The sequence below is a fragment of the Devosia sp. genome, assembly GCF_017744655.1.
In the GTDB taxonomy this organism is placed as follows: Bacteria; Pseudomonadota; Alphaproteobacteria; order Rhizobiales; family Devosiaceae; genus Devosia.
Map to the genome: position 1 here is coordinate 183,065 of NZ_JAGIAW010000004.1, position 17,491 is coordinate 200,555.

The 17,491-nt window shown below is 61.1% G+C and carries 25 protein-coding genes and 1 tRNA gene; 1 reads left to right on the top strand and 25 read right to left on the bottom strand.

All coding sequences use genetic code 11. The features are described from left to right. Nucleotides 1-11: 11 nt before the first annotated feature. Nucleotides 12-88 (top strand) — tRNA-Arg (locus tag J7557_RS10190). Nucleotides 89-260: 172 nt separating this feature from the next. On the opposite strand, the gene J7557_RS10195 is transcribed toward J7557_RS10190, so the two are convergent. The 25 genes from J7557_RS10195 to J7557_RS10315 form a co-directional block, all read right to left on the bottom strand. Beyond that, entirely contained in the window at nt 261-617 is a 357-nt protein-coding gene (locus J7557_RS10195; protein WP_291419949.1) for a hypothetical protein, read from the bottom strand. Beyond that, nucleotides 601-999 carry a hypothetical protein gene (locus J7557_RS10200; protein WP_291419950.1) on the bottom strand — a complete coding sequence of 133 codons (399 nt, stop codon included), beginning with the start codon at nt 997-999 and terminating at the stop codon, nt 601-603. The genes J7557_RS10195 and J7557_RS10200 overlap by 17 nt, the downstream gene beginning before the upstream one ends. Nucleotides 1,000-1,082: 83 nt before the next feature. Further along, nucleotides 1,083-1,592: a hypothetical protein gene (locus J7557_RS10205; RefSeq protein ID WP_291419951.1), complete on the bottom strand. Its 510-nt coding sequence runs from the start codon at nt 1,590-1,592 to the stop codon at nt 1,083-1,085. A gap of 95 nt (nt 1,593-1,687) precedes the next feature. Further along, nucleotides 1,688-2,467 carry an N-acetylmuramoyl-L-alanine amidase gene (locus J7557_RS10210; protein WP_291419952.1) on the bottom strand — a complete coding sequence of 260 codons (780 nt, stop codon included), beginning with the start codon at nt 2,465-2,467 and terminating at the stop codon, nt 1,688-1,690. A 59-nt stretch (nt 2,468-2,526) separates the two neighbouring features. Then, nucleotides 2,527-2,964, bottom strand: coding sequence for a hypothetical protein (locus J7557_RS10215; RefSeq protein ID WP_291419953.1), 438 nt, complete (start codon nt 2,962-2,964; stop codon nt 2,527-2,529). Further along, entirely contained in the window at nt 2,961-4,601 is a 1,641-nt protein-coding gene (locus tag J7557_RS10220) for a hypothetical protein (RefSeq protein ID WP_291419954.1), read from the bottom strand. The genes J7557_RS10215 and J7557_RS10220 overlap by 4 nt, the downstream gene beginning before the upstream one ends. Before the next feature lie 41 nt (nt 4,602-4,642). Further along, complete coding sequence (locus tag J7557_RS10225; protein WP_291419955.1) at nt 4,643-4,828, bottom strand: hypothetical protein; 186 nt, start codon at nt 4,826-4,828, stop codon at nt 4,643-4,645. A gap of 33 nt (nt 4,829-4,861) precedes the next feature. Beyond that, nucleotides 4,862-5,275, bottom strand: a complete 414-nt coding sequence (locus J7557_RS10230; protein WP_291419956.1) for a hypothetical protein — start codon at nt 5,273-5,275, stop codon at nt 4,862-4,864. A 42-nt stretch (nt 5,276-5,317) separates the two neighbouring features. Continuing rightward, nucleotides 5,318-5,695 carry a hypothetical protein gene (locus tag J7557_RS10235; RefSeq protein ID WP_291419957.1) on the bottom strand — a complete coding sequence of 126 codons (378 nt, stop codon included), beginning with the start codon at nt 5,693-5,695 and terminating at the stop codon, nt 5,318-5,320. Further along, nucleotides 5,689-6,111, bottom strand: coding sequence for a hypothetical protein (locus J7557_RS10240; RefSeq protein WP_291419958.1), 423 nt, complete (start codon nt 6,109-6,111; stop codon nt 5,689-5,691). The genes J7557_RS10235 and J7557_RS10240 overlap by 7 nt, the downstream gene beginning before the upstream one ends. Continuing rightward, the gene (locus J7557_RS10245; protein ID WP_291419959.1) at nt 6,111-8,798 is read right to left on the bottom strand and encodes a phage tail protein; all 2,688 of its coding nucleotides are present in this window, start codon (nt 8,796-8,798) and stop codon (nt 6,111-6,113) included. The genes J7557_RS10240 and J7557_RS10245 overlap by 1 nt, the downstream gene beginning before the upstream one ends. Next, entirely contained in the window at nt 8,799-9,416 is a 618-nt protein-coding gene (locus J7557_RS10250) for a hypothetical protein (protein ID WP_291419960.1), read from the bottom strand. A 6-nt stretch (nt 9,417-9,422) separates the two neighbouring features. Next, nucleotides 9,423-10,070 (bottom strand): hypothetical protein, encoded by a 648-nt coding sequence (locus J7557_RS10255; RefSeq protein WP_291419961.1) that lies wholly within the window; start codon nt 10,068-10,070, stop codon nt 9,423-9,425. Nucleotides 10,071-10,076: 6 nt separating this feature from the next. Continuing rightward, nucleotides 10,077-11,876: a hypothetical protein gene (locus J7557_RS10260; protein WP_291419962.1), complete on the bottom strand. Its 1,800-nt coding sequence runs from the start codon at nt 11,874-11,876 to the stop codon at nt 10,077-10,079. A 45-nt stretch (nt 11,877-11,921) separates the two neighbouring features. Then, the gene (locus tag J7557_RS10265; protein ID WP_291419963.1) at nt 11,922-12,260 is read right to left on the bottom strand and encodes a hypothetical protein; all 339 of its coding nucleotides are present in this window, start codon (nt 12,258-12,260) and stop codon (nt 11,922-11,924) included. A gap of 54 nt (nt 12,261-12,314) precedes the next feature. Next, entirely contained in the window at nt 12,315-12,554 is a 240-nt protein-coding gene (locus J7557_RS10270; protein ID WP_291419964.1) for a hypothetical protein, read from the bottom strand. Nucleotides 12,555-12,580: 26 nt separating this feature from the next. Next, nucleotides 12,581-12,946: a GTA-gp10 family protein gene (locus J7557_RS10275; protein ID WP_291419965.1), complete on the bottom strand. Its 366-nt coding sequence runs from the start codon at nt 12,944-12,946 to the stop codon at nt 12,581-12,583. 9 nt (nt 12,947-12,955) lie between these two features. Beyond that, nucleotides 12,956-13,648 carry a phage tail tube protein gene (locus J7557_RS10280; RefSeq protein WP_291419966.1) on the bottom strand — a complete coding sequence of 231 codons (693 nt, stop codon included), beginning with the start codon at nt 13,646-13,648 and terminating at the stop codon, nt 12,956-12,958. 59 nt (nt 13,649-13,707) lie between these two features. After that, complete coding sequence (locus J7557_RS10285) at nt 13,708-14,160, bottom strand: hypothetical protein (RefSeq protein WP_291419967.1); 453 nt, start codon at nt 14,158-14,160, stop codon at nt 13,708-13,710. Next, complete coding sequence (locus J7557_RS10290; RefSeq protein WP_291419968.1) at nt 14,100-14,537, bottom strand: HK97-gp10 family putative phage morphogenesis protein; 438 nt, start codon at nt 14,535-14,537, stop codon at nt 14,100-14,102. The genes J7557_RS10285 and J7557_RS10290 overlap by 61 nt, the downstream gene beginning before the upstream one ends. After that, nucleotides 14,534-14,917: a phage head closure protein gene (locus J7557_RS10295; protein WP_291419969.1), complete on the bottom strand. Its 384-nt coding sequence runs from the start codon at nt 14,915-14,917 to the stop codon at nt 14,534-14,536. Before J7557_RS10295 ends, J7557_RS10290 begins: the two co-directional genes overlap by 4 nt. After that, nucleotides 14,914-15,243 (bottom strand): head-tail connector protein, encoded by a 330-nt coding sequence (locus J7557_RS10300; RefSeq protein WP_291419970.1) that lies wholly within the window; start codon nt 15,241-15,243, stop codon nt 14,914-14,916. Before J7557_RS10300 ends, J7557_RS10295 begins: the two co-directional genes overlap by 4 nt. A 3-nt stretch (nt 15,244-15,246) precedes the next feature. Continuing rightward, a complete protein-coding gene (locus J7557_RS10305) occupies nt 15,247-15,723 on the bottom strand; it encodes a hypothetical protein (RefSeq protein WP_291419971.1) in 477 nt (158 codons plus the stop codon). A 62-nt stretch (nt 15,724-15,785) separates the two neighbouring features. Then, nucleotides 15,786-17,153 carry a phage portal protein gene (locus J7557_RS10310; RefSeq protein ID WP_291419972.1) on the bottom strand — a complete coding sequence of 456 codons (1,368 nt, stop codon included), beginning with the start codon at nt 17,151-17,153 and terminating at the stop codon, nt 15,786-15,788. Further along, nucleotides 17,153-17,431, bottom strand: a complete 279-nt coding sequence (locus J7557_RS10315; RefSeq protein ID WP_291419973.1) for a hypothetical protein — start codon at nt 17,429-17,431, stop codon at nt 17,153-17,155. Before J7557_RS10315 ends, J7557_RS10310 begins: the two co-directional genes overlap by 1 nt. Between the last annotated feature and the right edge of the window lie 60 nt (nt 17,432-17,491).

Here is a 17,491-nt window from a genome sequence, read left to right on the forward strand (position 1 = left end):
TAGCGGTATGCGCGCCCGTAGCTCAGCTGGATAGAGCACCAGACTACGAATCTGGGGGTCAGGAGTTCGAATCTCTTCGGGCGCGCCATTTTTCTCTCAATGAAATCAAGTGTTTGGCGCAGGTTTCCTAAGCGTGAGGGAACCCCCATGTGCCACCATGTGCCGTCCAGCTAAGTCGTTGTAAATCAACGGTCATCAAACCACGTAAAGCGCCGACGTGGCACATGGCATGGCACATGACATCTCCTCAAAACTGAGGGCTACTCCATTTTAGCCGCGGCGCGGATCAGTTCGGTGCGGAGCTTGTCCATGCCATCGGCAAGCGCATCGAGACGCTCGCCCTGTCGCTCCATAGCTGCGGTGTGCTTCTTCAGCGCGACAGTTCCTTCCGTCACTGCCACCGCAAGCCCAGACACTTCAGCAGACGCGGCGACAAGCGCGGTGGGATCGACGATGACCGCCGCAACCTGTGCCTTGGTTTCAGACGCCGCCGCCGGCGCCTTGAGCCCTTGAAGCAGCCCGAGGTGGCGAACGCCAAAGATTAAGGCGAGGACGGCGGCAAAGACGATCAGCGCCGGCGTTGGCAGCGACTGCAGTAATTCAGCCAGTTCGGCCATTCCGCGTTTCCCCTTCGTCGTGCGCGGCACGGTGGATGTTGACCAGCTCATTGACGCCAAAGAGCGGATAGATGGCGAGCCAGGTGCTCAACACGTCGGAAGAGGCGAACCCATAGACTATGCCGAACCAGATGAGGCACCCCACGCCGGCCGAGAATTGGCGGATGCGCGGGGTGACGTGTTTGCGGGCGCCGTTGACGATGAGGCCACCGAAGCGCGCGAGGCCAGTCAGGACCATGGCCACACCCATCCAGAATTGGATTGAGCCGCCATCCGCACCGGTGAAGGCAAACAGATTGCGGAAGCCTGACCACGTCGGTTGCATGAAGAGCCCTTGGGCCACGAGCAGCACGACGCCGAAGAGCAGGATATGGCCAGCCATGAACCACTCCGGCATGCGGGGGCCGAACCTATGGGTGATGGACACCCATAGGGCCGGGCCTGTGTAAGGTAGGCGCCCGCCGGTCACTGGACCTGACCAACCAGCATGTCGCCGTTCGGCAGAACAGTGCCAAGCGGCAACGGCAAGTGCGGGGTGATGAGGCGCTCGAGCACAGCAATTCCCTGCGGCACCGACGGGTCAATGTTGAAGTGCTTGAGGGCGTCCGGTACCGAGCTGCTGACATAACTACTGGCGAAGCCGAGCAGGTTAGCCGGCAGCGGAGTATTGGGCAGCCATCCCGCTTTCTGAAGTGCGAATTTCACGCCATTGAGGAGCGCCGATTGCAAGGCTTCACGATGCCGGGCCTCGATGTCGATTCCGGTACGCTTGTGCAGCTCGTTCGCCGCCCAGGTGAGCACGGCGGTGATAGCGAGACCCAGCGCTGGCAGAACGGCCACCAGAAGCTGCTGCAGGAAGGTCGGTTCGGCGGCAACTACACCGGCGCCTTCTTGGGCGAAGACGGCAATGGGCCAGATGACGAGGGTGACGAGAGCGAGCACAGCAAGGCCCGCAAACTGCTTGGGCAGCTTCATGGCATTTCCGATCATTTTAAGGGGTGGTGGTGAAAGGTATGGTCATCATGACCACACCCTGAGGGCATGTGCGTCATGCACATACCATTTGGGGGTCAGGCGGCGAGCGCTCCGAGCGGATCTTTGCGCACATCGAAGGAGGGACAGGCTTTGTTCGCGTATTGGTTGTGGCCGGTGACCTTGCGGACGCCCTTGTGCTTGGCGATGAGGGCCTGAACCAGCCAGAGCAGCGACGACCGCTGGCGGTGCGTCCGCGTGTCCTTGGCGGACTTTCCGTCGGCAGAGACGCCGCCGAAGTAGCTGATGCCAATCGTGCCGGTGTTGTGTCCCTGAACATGAGCGCCGACTTGGCCGATGGGGCGACCCAGCATTATCCGGCCATCGGGATAGATCAGGTAGTGGTAGCCGATGTCGGAGAAGCCGCGAGCCTTATGCCAGGCACGCACGTCGGCCACGGTGAAGTCCTTTCCCTCGGGCGTGGCCGTGCAGTGGACGATGATTTCAGAGATCGCCCGAGCGGTGTCCAGAAGGTCGAGGCTGTCGACGTTCGGCGGCGGCACGGCCAAGTCGCCACCGGTTGCCGTCGCCGGTGGCGGGGTGAGCATAGCCGACTTGTCGGGCTCGACGCGTCCCGGCTTCACGTCCTCCGCGGCGCGCTTCAGGGCGGTGCTGGTCTGTTTCCCGACCTTCCCATCAACCACCAGTCCAAGGCGTTCCTGAGCGACTCTGACGGCCTTGTCGGTAGCTTCGCCGAAGTCGCCGTCGATCTTCAGCGGAAGAGGCGTGAAGCCGGCGCCGTGATTGGCACGGTTGAGCAGATCCTGCAGGGCACGCACGGCAGCACCGCGCGACCCCCGCTTCAGTAGCGTGGCCATAAGGCTCTCCTGATGTTGGAAATGAAAAGCCCCGCTCGGTGGCGCGGCGTTAGGACGGGTTAACTTGACCCGACGGCAGCGTATTTCCAGAGGTCGTCAAGCTGCTGTGCCGTCATGCCAAGCGCTTGTTGAGCCGCCTCGACTAGCGGATGATCACGCTCGAAAAACTTGGCGAAGTCGAGCTTTGCCGATGCGACGGCCCAAGCCATCGGATCGTAAGTCGGGCTTTCAGGATCGTTGAGCCCTGCCACCCAGTCGCGAAGCTCCTGCTCGTGACCGGTGACCCGCACCACAAACCAGAACTGATCCGGCTCAAGGTTGGGAAACTCTGCCTTAGCGGCTTCCACGCTGACCGGAGACGGGGGAGGGTCAATAAACGCATGGCCATCCCAGATCATTTCACAAACCACATCATCCGGGGCTTCGACAAAACCCTCCTCGATGTACGGCTGGACTTGTACGACGACACCATTCGATATCTTGACGAAGTTGGTCATTTTAGCTTCCAGATTTTCATATCGGCATAAACTTCTGGATATCCCGTGACACTTTTAGGAACGCCTAGACCAACATCTGCCGTAACAACCTGCATATAGTGTCTGAGTTCAATCATGGAAGACGAAGCAAGTGTGAACCTGCCTGATATAGAAGCGTTTACTTGTTGTAGTGCCGTGTTATTGGAATACTCATTGACCCCGAATATAACGTCTACCCCGGCTGTCACGTTAACGATATATACTTGATGTCGGGCGACACCATGCCCAGGGGCGGACGCCTCCAGAAAATAGGTGCCCGCTGGTAGCGTCACGCGGTTACTAGAAAGAGTTGCACCAAAATCGTTTGTAATAACGGTATTCAAGACGCGGATATTAGCACCAGCAACGTTGGTGCCACCCCCAACACCTACCGCTTTAGCGTCCCTCACGTGAAGCAATGGGAAGCCATATTCCAAGCCTAGAACAACGCGGGCTTGTTCTGCGGTCAAGTCTTCTGGATCACCCGTGCCCGCTGTCGCCCGCGCCTTAAATGTCGCCGTTGCCATATTGGCGAGAATGGCATTGGTGATGCTGTTGTCGCCCGGGACGAGCTCGTCAATTGTCTTTCCGCCGTCTTTGAGAAGGTTCCCGTCGGTGTCGAATACGGCGATGTGGTTATTCGTGGCACTTCCAGGTGCCCCCACCGCGCCAAGCGTTGTCCGAGCGGCTGTCGAATCGGCGTCGCCGATCAAGGCTTTCGAGAACGCCGTAAAGCCAAGTCCGGTGAGCGCTGCTGAGGCATCGACATCTGTTGTGATCCGCGTGATCCAGAAGGGTGTCACGCCGTCGATATCGCCTGTGTCTCCCTTCGGCAGAGATATGTCGAGGCGATAGCCACCTGTTACAGGGACGAAATCTACAATCGCGTCAGAACCAGGGGGCAACGTCGTCGTCGTTCCAGGCTCGATCATCATCCCGCGGGGAATTTCGAACGCCAAATTGTAGCCGCCCGCGACAGGGGTGAGAACGACATCTGGCGGTGAACCATATGGCACCTCGTCGACTTCCGTCACCTCGAGCGTGACGGCTGGACCAGTCAGATAGGCCGGGTCCGACCAGTCTGCAGCTGCACCGCTGCGCTTGGCATAGATGGCAGAGCGACCATCGCCAACATTGGCCACTAGCACTGCAAAGCCCGTTGCCTCATTGTCGTAAGCGGCACGGCCAGCCAGATCATCGACCTGCACGTTGAAATTGACGCCCGAGACGAGATCGATCTTCGATACCAGCGCCAGTTCGCCCGGGCCGGTGAACATCGGCAGCTTGTCGGCAAGGCCATTGAGACCAGCGAAGGAATCGAGATTGCCGTTGCCGAGTTTCAGCAGCAGGTCTTGAATGCCCTGCATGTAGCCGAGCTCGTAAGGCGTGCGCTGGATTTCATAGTCGGCTTCGGTCTGGTAGAGCGCCGGCACATCATAGGCGAGCGTCAGATGCGTGTCGTCGATGACCTCGGCAATGCGAACGCCGAAGCCGCGATGAGTGCCGTACTGATCCCCCGGACGCAGGAGGCTCCATGTCGTGCCCTGTCCGGTGACATTGACGCCGGCAACGGTGGCTGTCCCGTCGCTGTAGTGGCTGATGGTGATGTCGATCGCCATGGTTTCCTCAGGCAAAGAAAAACCGCCCGGAGGCGGCTGGATCAAGAGCGGGTTTCGGTGTTGCCGACATCGGCGGGCGGAGGTGGTTGCTCGACCTTCTCCAACTCGGCAATGCGGGTCAGCGCCCGGTCAAGCTGGTGTTGCAATATCTTGGCGTGGTTCTCCCAGAATGCGGCGCTGGTCGAGTAGTGCGCAGCAGCTGAGATAGGGGCTATCTGGGTCGACATTGATCCTCACATTCCGGACGGCGGTTGCCAGCCCTAGAGATTATATTCGAACACGAAGTAGGCGATGGTCATGCTCGGCTGCGGCCAGCCGGTCGTCTGCTTGTTGTAGAAAGCCCGAACATCGATGCCGTTGGTGAGTACAGTGCAATTGACATAGAAATTGCGGGGCTGGCCCGGAAGGCTGCCGTCCTGAATGCTGTACGCTACGCCATATGCGTTTCCCAAAGGGATGAGGTAGCTCCCCATGTACTGAAAAAACCACACCAGCGGGGGCGAGGCGAACGTCTTCCCAAATGGGATGAAGGCCGCGTGATCCGCGACGTTGCCGCCACTGCTCCATGCCAAGGAATGATAGCCTTGTGTGAATAAAGACAGCGCCGAAAAGTCAGAGGAAAACTGAAGCTGGTTATTCCCTGCAGCCAGCACATCGACGCCCGGAACGGACACTTTTAGGCCACTCGAATTCAGCAACACTCGTCTGACCATCAGTTACCCCGGAATGTTCAGCACGATCCAACTGATCGTGAATGGAGAGATCGGGGTGTTTCCGCCAGTCCAACTGGAGAAGCCCTGAGCGATGCCCGCGAGAATATTCGCAGTGTTGACGCCAGTGACGACGGCCCGAGCTTCTGGAAAGCGTGCCGAACCGGCCACGACCACCGGGGTGAAGCCGGTACTGGGCCAGGAAATGACATAAGTGCCATTTGTCGCTGCTGCGATGATCCCTGACGCAACGACCTGAGCTGACTTCCTGTCGCTGCTCAGCAACAAGTCGGCGTCTCCGGCTGTCAGCACCTCGATGCCGGGCTTTGAAACCCAGATGCCATAAGCTCCAAGCCTGAAGCCTGTTGCGACACGACCTACCATGGTCTCATCACCAGATATCGATACGTTCTGGTTGGCGCCACTACCGGGTGCCAGAACTGCATGTAGCTCGAGAAGATGCGGCAAGCCTCGATTGCCCCGCCAGCCGCTTGCCAGCTCCCGCCGTTGTAGTTCCAGTCAGTGCTCTGCCATCCATTCCCATTGTTCATCTGCACGAGGACAGGTGGCAACACGCCGAAGTCAACGCCGAAGCCGACGGTGGTGTACGTCGTGAGGTTACCAGCGGCCGCGCAGACGACTGATCCTTCCATATGAAGACGCGCAGCAGTCGGCCAGCGACTGTCGAACGCCAACTGCTGACCGGCCAATGCTGGATCAAGAACATCGAACCCCGGCCGCGACACGCGCAGCCCCATTCCGCCACCTGGAAGGGCACCCAAAACAACCCTTCTGGCCATCAGTCACTCACCAGTATACGCCCGTTGGGCCCGTCGATCAGGATTGACGCGCCGACCGTCAATTGACCGGCGATCGCTGCATTCTGGGCGAAGATGCTGGCCACGTTGATCACGGTCGCATCGAGGCTGTTCGTTGCGATGTTGACGGCGGTCAGGCTCCGAATGCGAGCATTGTCGATGTAGACATTGTCGCCATCCACCACGAGCATGCCGCGCTTGGTTGCCGTTGGGCTGGTCGATGCGACCAGAGAAATCCGGCCGCCGACCAATAGCACTTCAGAAGTCAGCGTTCCGCTGATGATGCGGCTGTCGAGCATCATGGCGGCGGAGGCCACGGCGCCCCCCGCTGTTGCCCTGGTGGACAGGATAGCCCGCGATGACACGCCGGACGGCGCAATGCCGACCTCGACCGAAAGCAAGCCGTCCGCCGATACATCGCCATAGCTGACTGAAAGCAGGTCGACCATGTTGGCCAAGGCTTCCAAACCCGTATCGGGATTGTGGACCTCAGCCGAAAGGAGGCTGACAGCCTCCGCGGTCGCTGGCAGACCGGTATCTGGATCGAATACTTCGGCGCGCAGTTCCTCGATGCGCGTGACGATCGCGGAGCCCGGTCCGGTCGCAACAAGGATATCCTCCTTGTACTCTGCCCGGTTCGCCCCGTCCTGTGCGACGAGAGCACGACGGATAAGCTGACGATCGCTGTAGTCTGCAAGCTGCCCTTGCACGGCCAGCAGGATTTGCGAACGCTTGTCCTCGATCAGATCGCGGACGTTGATGCGGGTTTCTCGGTCGAGCTCGCCGACGCTTTCCAGAACCTCGTCGCGGATCTCGTCGATTTCGATATCGAGCGAGGTGTATCGTACGTCTGGCGTCGTGACGGCCAACCACCCGCTTTCGACAGTCGCCCGGCCGGAGTGAGGCGTGTACTGGATTTGCACCAAATACGCCTGGTTCGGCAGCAACGCCTCAACGAGGCGGGCTGAGCCGAGTTCAGGCCTCGGCGCCTCACTATCCCAGACCAGTGTGCCCGGTTCGTCCTCATCGGCTTCATCGGGCAACGCGACGGTGATGCGAACAGCCCTTACGTCCACCGTGACGGATGCGCCCGACCAGAACACATCGATAGCGGGGCGACGTGGCCGCCCTTCGCTGTCATAGGCAATGGCCGGCTCTACGAAGAAGCCAGACACCTCCTGCGGCGCCGGCCGGTTCGTCACGACAGGCGCAAAGCTCAGCGGCTTTTCGTCAGTGCTGGGGTTCCAGTCATGGTCGGTCGGGTCGATCTCCTGCAAGCCGAAGACGACATTGCCGAACGGTTCGCGCGTGCGGGCCGTGATGAGGAACAGCTTGGCGGAATAGCCGAAGCGATCCGAGGTCCATGCCAGCACCTGCAACGGCCGGAACTGGGCAAACTCCGGAGGCAGCGCCACGACGTGTGTATCGAAGCGCCGGCCCTCCTCAATCACCGCCTTGATGACGCGTTGCGCCTGGGTGCCTGAGAACGTCGTGCCGAGGTCGAGGCCCTCGATGTTCTCGCGGCCGTCGTCTGCCTCGACCAGGTCGGAGCGGAGGTAAGGCGCGGTCTCTTTGTCTTCCCACGCCTGCAGGGGCTCGCGATAGGTCGCTGTCGCTCCGTTGATGATCTCGTCGAGGTTCGGCCACGGGATCGAGCCGAGCGGCTCAGTCGCCAGCACGTCGGCATCTGAGAAGGCGCCATCAGCGACTGCTGGCACGCCGACAAGGATAAAGACCAGACCATCGCTGGCATGGCTGATGCGGCCATTGCACCCGATCAGCAGTTCCTTGATGACATCGGCCGGGCGCTCGTTGAGGTTGATGCGGCGGCCGGCGCGGAAGCGCTTCTCGGTACCGCCAGCGTCGAGCGCGACCGCCTCGTCGCAGGCATCCATGGCAGCAGCCCATACGGCATAAGGCATTTCGGCAGCGGTCTTCTTACCGCCCCAGACGTGCGCGCCGTTGTAATATATGCCGCGCTCGATGTTGTAGATGATGACGGCATTGTTGTCGGAGAACGCCCATGTCGCCGGATTGGCCCAGCGCTGCGCACCTACGCCGCCCGCAGTGCTGTCCTTGCGAGGGTCATAAAGCGGGATGCCCTGAAACTCGCCAAGCACGGACGGGAATGAGGTCCAGAGGTTCTCGTCCCAGAGTGCCGTGGTGATCAGGTACGGCACACCAATGCCGACCATGTCCGATGCCCAGGCGCGGTCAGCATCGCCGCCGAACTTGTCGATCAGGTAGCCATCGGCCACGAGCTGCCGGCCGTCGAAGAACTTCCACCAAAACTTGTTGGACAGCTCCGGCACCGGATAGCCCTGCGGCACGGCGCCAGCACCTGACAACGTCACGCGCACACCGTTGACGTAAAGGCCCGACATGGCCGTCACTGGCAGGTCGCCGAAGGAAGTCACACTCGTCAGGTAAGCGTTCGGCACCTGCCCGTCATTTCCCCAGGCGTTCTGGTATTCCAGCTTGCCCGGCTCGCCTACTGTGCCGACGAGGAAGTACTGCGGAACCTTGCCGCCGATCTGGGTAGAGCCGCGCGTCCCGGTGCGGCGCTCCTGCTCTTCTTTCGAGCCGAAGGCCTGTTGCAGCAGAGTGCCGGCAACGCTGAGAACAACCCCAAGGATGAGGTTGATCAGAATGCTGAAAGGATCAAACACTTAGGAGCCCTTTGCCTGACCCCACCACGTTTCGACGGTCGCGGCGCTGTCGCCCCACCGGCGAAAGCGATCACCGCGCAGCTTCTGATGCTCGTCGGATTCCATGGCTGGATTGGTCTTGGTGAGGTCGATGGCGCTGCTGATGACCGAAAGCGTCAACCCGCCTTCGCCGCCGGCAGCCGCATCGTCGATAGATGGTTGATCCACGCGACCAGCGAACAGCAGGTGTGGCGTTGAGACGAGGTTCCACGTTGCGGGATCGAAGAGGCCGCGGTGCAGCTCGACGCGACCCACGCGAACATTGTTGCCGTAGACCATGTCCATCGGCGAACCGACGGCCTTGGAAATATGGTCGAGGCCAATCGCAATCGTGTTCGCATCGAAGCCGATCGCATCGACCACGGCCGGCACATCGAGGAGCGTGCCGCCCCCGACGAAGTTTCGGCTTACCACCGAGCCACCGCCGGCGGGAATGACGTTGACGGCGACATTATCCTCGCCCGTCCAGTAGGCGAAATGAGCCGCGGCACCGCCGAGCGTCTTGCCATTCACCGTGAAGAAGTCGCGCACGACGATCTGGCCGCTCGCGAGAGCGTCAATGGTCTCTGGATCGTACATGGCAACCTACCGGCTGTATGTCTGTTCGGCAGTGAACTGCACGGTCGCATTCACCTGGTCGACGGAAGGCGCGAAGGCGCTGCCGGGCTCGATGCGGAATTTACCGACAGGCTTGGCCACGACGACATCAGGCGTGCCAGCGATCGAAGCGGGCAGAGGCGGCCAGATTTCAGTGGCCGTCACAGCACCAGCGCCGCTTGCCACCTTCGGCTCAACGATTTGGCCAAGATAGTGCCGGCTGGTGTCGAACACGATTCCGAAGAACATGCCGCGAGGCAGCACATAGCCGGCAGGGAAGCCGGTGAAGGCCACATGCAACCGATCAGTGATGGCACCGAGCTTGGGCACGGTGGCACCGATGATGGAGCCATCAGGGTCGGAGGCAGGGAACGGCATTCGGCTGTTGAACAGCAACACCGTCTTGAGCCCGCCACCACGACTGTTGATCAGCGCCATGATGCCTTCGGCCTCGGCGTTCTCCATGGTGGCAAGGCGAATGTCCGCGCGATAAAGCGATGGCGCCCTATCGGCGTAGCGGGTTTCCCCGCCGCCCGTCATCGAGCGCTGCTGCTGAAACGCCTGCACAAGCTTGATGTCAGCCGTGCGCAACAGGTCCGCGAACTGGTCGCGGCCCAGCGTGTCGGGAAGTGCCATGCTCGGCTATCTCCGGTGGGGATTGCGCTGGATCTGCTGGACCCGCGACGGCAGGGTGTTTTTCGAGAAGTCGGCAAGCGCCTGTGCGATCTCTGCACCGACACCCTTCTGAGCGCCACGCGCATCGATATTGTAGGTGTCGCCGCCCTGAGTGCCGCCGCTGCGCGATGAGGTATGATCAAAGACGGTCTCGTCGGGATGGAGCATCGCGAGGAAGCCCCCGCGGCCGTCCAGACCACCAGCGCGAGAACCGGAGCCAGTGCTGCCGCCGCCGTCGAACGAAGGCAGGTTATAGCCCAGCTTGAGACCACCGCCGCCGAACAGGCCGGAGAAGATGCCGCCGATACCTCCGCCGCCGCTCACGCCGCTCAGCAGACCGCCCATGAGGCCGCGGAAGCCTTCTTGCAGTGTCATCATGCCCAGCTGCTTGGTAAGCTCGGCGACCGCGTCCACCGCACTCTTGGAGCCATCGATCACCTGGCCGAAGATATTGGCGAGGCCGTCGGCAATGGTCGATGCGAACTTGTTACCTGCCAGCTCGGCTTCGGCGAAGTCATCCTGCGCCTGCTTCATAGCCCGATTGTAGGTGTCCCAGTCGATGGCGCCGGCGTCGAGCAGCTTGTTGAGCCGATCGATTTCCAGTGACATCTTTTCCGCCGGCGTGCGGGTGGCTTCGAAGACGCGCTTGCCTTCGTCGGCCAGCTTCTTCATCTCGTTCTGAGCGGCTTTGATTTCGGCGATATCAGGAATTAGCGGGGTAAAGCCCGTTCCAGTTCCTTCACCGCCTCCGTCTGCGCCACTCCAGATGTCGTCGATCGTCACCTTCAGGTCTTTGAAAATCTGATCGTTGACCACGCCGATGTCGCCGAGCTGCTCAAGGGCCCCTTGCATGTTTCCGAGCTTGATGAATTCGAAGGCACGTCCCAGCAGGTAGATGGTCTGGGCCATAGAATTCAGGTTGGCCTCTGCCTCAGCCACGAACTGCAGGAACTGTTTAAACAGCCAAATCGACACATCGACGGCCACCTGAAGCCCGCCGAAACTGGTGGCCGATTCCGCGAGCTTCGTGGCGAGTTTATCCAGCGCAGGCACCACCCCAGCCATGACCTTGTTGGTGAAGCCGTCCGCAATGCTCTGCATACGGTCGAGAGCGTCGTTAAAGCGACCCGCAGCGGCCGCGGTCGCGCCGGAGATGGTAATGCCAAGCCGGTCAGCTTCTGCTGTCAGGGCAGCAATACCGTCGCGGCCCTGGTCCAGCAGGGGGATAAGGTCTGCGCCTGACTTGCCGAATAGACGGATAGCAGTCGCCGTCTTCAATGCCCCCGCTTCCATGCCAGCAAACTTCTCGGCGATGTCGATGAGAACTTGATCAGATGATCGGAGATTGCCCTCTGCGTCCTTCACCTTCACGCCTAGCATCTGGAAAGCAGAACCGGCCGTACCGCCCGCGCCTTCGGCAACAGCCAGCATGTTCTGGGACAGCTTCTTCAGGCCGACGGACAGCGTCTCAACGTCGGTGCCCGACATCTTGGCCACGTAGCCAAGGCTGCTCAGTGCCTCGACGGTAATGCCGAGAGACTGAGCGATTTCACCCATGCGGTCAGCGTTGTCGATGGCCCCCTTTATGGCGAAGGCGAAAGCTGTGGCAGCGGCGGTTCCTGCGGCAGCGACGGCAGCCATCCCAACACCAGCCGCCTTGGCGAATTTCGCCATGCCGTTTTGTGCCTTCGCAAGTCCCGCCGTGAACTGCGCCGAGTCCAGGCCGAGCATCACATGCAAGGCACCAATGCGAGCAGAACCAGACATGCGTAGCTCCAAACAAAAAGCCCGCCATTGAGGCGGGCTGATGATTTACAGTTTAGGCGACATCGTTATTCGAACGACGCCAGTGAAGTCTCGCGCCTCGGGGTATGGCGAGCATTGCACCACCGCGCGCTGGGCGGCTCTGCTGATCGCCCCTTGTGCAATTGTGGAAACACCGCTGACCACCTCTGGCATACCCTTCACCACCCCGCCGGCGCTTACCGGAACGTCGAGTTCAAAGACGTTCTCCGGCGAATAGTCCGATGGCAGTAGCGACCAGCAGCCTTGGGCTTTGTCAGAGATGGCTTCCGCCAAGTCATCTGGCGCAACTTGTGCGACCGCGGCACCGGTGAGCGCCAGGGTCAGGGTCAAAACTCTCAGCAGCATGCGATCCTCCATTTTCGAGGGCGCACGCTGCACAGGAATTGCCGGGGTGTAAAGTCACCAGCTGTCGAGGATCGCGGCCTGCTGACGCCAGTCCATCTTCTCGACCTTCTTCTCGTGGTGCAGGAGGCGCTCGAGCTTCACGAACCGCGTGCCCTTTTCCGGAGCATAGGCGGTCAGCTTCGCGGTCAACCACGCCACACGAGCGTCGGCATCGAACTGGCGGATCAGTCTGCGGCGCTGCGCTTCCAGGAAGAGACCCAGCTCGCGCGGTGTCATTGCCCAGAAGCGTGCCATGTCGTCGTTGAAGGACAGGAACTCGGTCAGGAGGCCTTGCCAGTCCCAGACTTCTTCTGAGGGCGCGAGGGCTTCTTACCCGCCGCTGGTTCAGGGAACGCGGCCTGCATGGCCTCGCCCAGTTTGGCGATAGTTTCGGCGAGGCCGATCTGGCCCATGATGTCGCCGGCATCCTCAAGCGTGAGATCCGTATGCCGCTCGCGCAGGGCCGCCCAGAGCACCAGGCGCATATTCCCGACCTTGAGGCCCTCTCCCTGAAATAGCTCAGTTACTTGGGCGATGCCGATGTCGAGAGCCGTTTCTATCTCGACAATGGCGTTCATGCCGAGGCGCAGCGTGTAACTGACGCCATCGGCAACAACGGTAACTTCACCGCGGATTGGGTTTCCCATGGGCCTTCCTTACGCCGCGAGAACAGGCGCGGTTTCTGCAGACGTTGCCGAGGCTGCGCCAGCACCATTGGTGGCGGTGACTTCGACGGTGAGGTTGTCGCCCACGTCGCCGACGACCGGCGTATAGGTCGGGCCCGTCGCGCCCGGAATATTCACACCCTCGTTCTTCCACTGGTAGGTGAATGTCGCGAAGGGTGCCCAGACACCGGGTACCGCAGTCAGAACCTCGTCAACCTGCGCAATGCCGGCGATGGAAGGGATCAGACCGTTGACCGGAGCCTCGGCGCTGTCGGTCGTGGTCGCGCCGGCGCGGTGCAGCGTCAGCGTTGCCGTCATGCGGTCGTCGATCGGGATGGCCGTGGCATAGGTGTCGCGGATGATAGGGAACGTCTTGCGCACGCCGTTCGGCAAGGTGATGCGACCGATGTTCTTCTTGCCGACCATGGCGAGAATGGCGAGGTCGGTGGCGGAGCCCGGCACATAGTTCATTTCGACCGTGGCGCTGCCCGGCTCGATCATGCCCGGGATATATTCGCGGGTGCGGCCGGGGCTCTGATAGTGCGTGACTTCCACGCGCGCCTGCTGGTCGTCGCCCGGGTCAACATTGGTCACTTCGCCGAGCGCGATGAACACGGTCGGCGTGTCCTGGTCGGCCATTTCGAAGACGCTGCCATAGCCAATCTCGGCTTCGGAATCAGCCATTTCATTCTCCTGAGGGAATTGAAAAGAGGTGCGCCAGCCCACGGCGCGCTAGGGCAGGATCAGGCCGGAGCCCAAAAGATGTTGAAGTCGCGGCTATCGACGAACCATTCCAAGCCGTCGACCTTCTCGTGCCGGGTGCGCTGCCCAGAGGCAAAGCAGCCCTTGAACTTCGTGCCCTGAAACTCCCCACGGAAGCCCGAGAGCCGTTCAGTCAACGCATCAGCAACAGCGCGAGCATCTGCCGCCGTGCTGCCGCGGCTGTCGAACTGGATGCGGTTCTGTTGCGTCCTGTCAGGGCCGGAATAAGTGTAGTTGGTCACACCGCTGATCACGAACATGACGACGTTCGGAAACGGGGCGCCGGGCAGCATCACGTCCCAATGCAGATGATCATCGATCAGGGCGGCGAGCGGCGCATGCTCAAGCAGCAGATTTGCCAAGACCTTTTGCATCACTTGCCCTTTGCCGCTTTGCGCGCCGCAGCCGTTGCCGCCCGCTCGATGCCGAGCCACAGCTCGTCTCCAATGCGATCGAGCACTTCCTTTTGCGTCTCGTCCCATGCCGGGCGAGCGAATGGCTGGGGCGGATGGTTCTCGTTGCCGAATTCCTGCTGCACCGCCTGCGGCCGGCTGTCAGGGCCGACATAGCGTTCCTGCTCTGCCACCTTCGGGTGTGCCGACTTTGGGCCGGGTGCGAGGACACCGCCAACGTCGATGCTCTCTTTGAGATAGCCCTTCCCCTCCGGCGCCTTGTCGCGCATCGACCGTGCAAGGATCTGTCCAGCATTGTCGAGGGCTTTGCGACCAATGGCGCGGCGCTTGGTCGGAGTGAACTGATCCAGCGCCGCATCGATGGCGGTCAACCCATCAACCTTTACCGTGACCTTCACGGCGCCGGCTCCGCTGCGAGCACTGGGCCCGGCAGTGACGCCGTGATCTCGATACCCTCGCGGGTTCCGATCTCTTTGACGCCGCTGATGTCGTAGGTCTTGCCTTCGTGCAGCAGCCGGTCGGCAGTGGTGAGGCTGGCCGTCTGTTCATCATAGTCCACGCGGAAGCGAGTGGTCAGCGATGAGCCAACCTGCGACGCGCGCACCTTTTCACCGTCGCTGACATCTTCCTTCGATGCCCAGCGATCAGCCAGAAGCGACCAGGTAGTAGTCGGCTGGTTGAATTCGTCTTTCGTCACGCCGTAGCGCTCGAGGCGGATGACGCGATCGCGCACGCCAGCCGTCACGCGGTCACGGTTGTTTCGCGGGCGCAGGTTCATGCGAGGGTCGGCTTCCGGTACTTTTCGAGCAAAGCCCGGGTGGCGAAGGATAGGAACACGTCATCGTCGGCGCTGCCGGCCCGGTTTTCCCAGAGATCGGAGAGGACAATGGCCGTAGCGGCCTGCACGGCGCCGGGACAGTCGTCCGGGGTCCAGTTGTTGATCGAGCCATCCGGATCTTTGACGAAGTCGAGGACGATGCCTGTGGCCTGGGCGAGCTTGAACTGCACGTCGGCGGCCTGAGGATGGTCCTCGGGATCGGGCAAATCGCCCACGACGAGCCGAAGGTGGCGCAAGGCCTGTTCCAAAGTGATCAGGTCAGGCATGCGCTATGCTCCCACACCGACCTTGACCGACTTCGCATCACGGCCACGCTTGACGGACAGCCGCCAGCCATCGCCGCCATCGGGCTTGTCACCATTCTCGTCCTTCTGGGAAATCCAGAACGAACCTCCCCAAGTGACGCCGTCGCCCTTGGCATAGCCGCCTTCTTTGGCCTCGACCCAGACGCCTCGATCGATGACCACCGGCAAGACAAAAGCGAATTCCTTGACCCGTTCCCCTTTGGCAAAGCGGAACGTGAAGCCGCGTTCGCCATCGTGGATGACGTCAAGGTCGTCGAAGCCGAAACCATCGGCACCTGGCTTGCCCTCGGCATCTTTGCCGACCACAACGCCGAGCTCTTTGGTGGAGCCATCGGAATAGGTCAGCACCAACTGGCCGTCTCGATCGATCAGCGCGGAGGCCACCGAAACAGGAGCCGCTTTCGTCTCCAAAGCGGAGATGCGCTTGACGGCGTCTGCCACGGCCTTGTCGACATAAGATTTCACCGCGCCGAAGCCACGGTCAAACGCCTCTTGGAATTTCATCAGGCGGCCTCACTGACGGCGAATAGACGTTCTGCTGTTGTCGGGTCGAGGTCGGGCTCTTCCACCACTGGTGCGGCGGGAGCGACGACTGGCTGCGGGGTCTGCGCCTGCTCGATGAGCTGTGCATCTCGGGCCGCAATCGCCTCGAGCGAATGGTCCTGCTGCTGCATGTAGACCGTGGCACCTCCCTTCGGCATCTTCCGAAGGTCCAGCCGCCGCCGTCTCTCGTCGAGAGTCATGACACTCTTGCCCTTTTCGAGCACGTCCATCTGCGCGACAGAATCCATCCTGAGCAGCTGGTCGGTATCGAACTCGGTGCCGATCTTGTCCCCGGTAGCAAGACCCTCGTCGAGGCAGAGCTCGATGCTCTCCAGGAGAATCTGAAGGCACTGGCTGTAATACTCGACGTTGAGCGATTGCAGATTGTTGGCTGAAGGCATCGCGCCAACGCCCACCTTGTACGGCGGCACATGGTAGACCGAGCAGACGATTTCTGCCGACAGCTTCAAGTGCTCGACCATCTGGGCGTCCACCGCCTTTACGGTAGAGCTTTCGAACTTCATCCCGTCGCCCAGCACCGCAACCTTGCCACGGTTCTTTCCCGAAAACTTCTCTTCCCAGTCGGCCTTCATCCTCGCTGCCGTCGCGTCATCGATGCGGGTCGGTACCGTGATGATGCCGCCTGGCTGAGAACCGTTCTGGAAGAACAAGGCGGCGCTGTTTTGGATGGCCTGCCCATTCATCGACGCGAGGCCGGACGCGTATATGGGCGACAGCCCGACGAGCGGATGAAACAGGCAATTAAACCTGTCGTGGATGATTTCGCTCGCGGGAACGACGACCTTGTTGTCGGTGATCCCCATCAGGTGATCGGTGCTGATCTCATAGTAGACGTCGCCCGTTGTCGAAACGAGCGGCCGGGTACGCGTCGGATCGAGCACGAATAGCTTCTGGACGACACCGCGGCCGTCGCGCGATTTCAGGACATAGGTGTTGCCGCGCGCAAGCTTCGACAGCACCCAGCTTTCGAAGAACTGGATGCGGTTCTGATAGTGGTTCGGCTTGCGCAGGACGGGCGAATACGCACTGTTTCGCGTCTCGCTCCAGATGCCTTCGACGTCCTGCTCGACCAGCTTCACGCGCAGCTTGGAGATGTCCGAGGCGATAAGGGTCTGGCAGGCGAAGACCGCATTGAACTGCATGGCTGTTTCGAATTTTACTTCGACATTGCGCTGCCATGCGCCGGGGAAGCTCTCGCCAATGACGGGAAACCAACCACTGTTGGCTGGAACCTGCGAAAGGGACTTGGCCTCGACCTGGCGCGCGTTGCTGCCGTCGGCGCCGATGCGGTACCGGGGCTTATCCATCAGGCAGCAGCCCCACGCTTCGCAATCTCCGCCTGGATGGCCGCAATAGCTTCGGCCTTGTTCTTGATCGGCGCATCGCTGAATTCGCTCGCAAGCGACCGCAGCTGGGGCCACGGCAGGGTTTCCCACGTCTCAGGAATGGCGACGGCTTCAGCATGGCGAGCCCGCTTCAAAGCGGTGAGAATTCGTGCGTCCCGGTTGGATGCCGTAAATAGGTCGCCGGCGGAAAGGCGCCGCGTGGCGTAGGTCATCGATTTCGCTGCGATCAGCTCTTTCATTTCGCCGGCTCCGGTTTCACGAGGGGAAGAAGGGGCGGCTTCTGCCGCCCCTCATGGTCG